Genomic DNA, 261 nt, shown 5'->3' with positions numbered 1-261 from the left:
TTACGATAAGTGGAACACCAACATCAAGTGGAACGTTTACTTATAGTATACCATTAACTGGAGGTTGTGGATCAGCAATAAATGCTACAGGTACAATTACGGTTACAGGTGCAAATACAGTAGGAGCAGCGTCAAGTTCACCAAGTGTATGTGTAAATACAGCAATAGCAAGTGTAACACATACAACAACAGGAGCGACAGGTATAGGAGCTGCTAGTGGATTACCAGCAGGAGTAACAGCAAACTGGTCAGGTAATACAA

At 41.4% G+C, this 261-nt stretch carries 1 protein-coding gene; it reads left to right on the top strand.

Translation table 11 applies throughout. The annotated features are described in order from the left end of the window. A partial coding sequence (locus tag FRY74_RS12945) for a hypothetical protein (RefSeq protein WP_170228035.1) occupies positions 1 to 261 on the top strand: 261 nt, incomplete at both ends.

The organism is Vicingus serpentipes (assembly GCF_007993035.1).
GTDB classification, from domain to species: Bacteria; Bacteroidota; Bacteroidia; order Flavobacteriales_E; family Vicingaceae; genus Vicingus; species Vicingus serpentipes.
The sequence above is the reverse complement of the archived record's forward strand: the minus strand, read 5'-3'. Positions and strand labels throughout refer to the sequence as shown.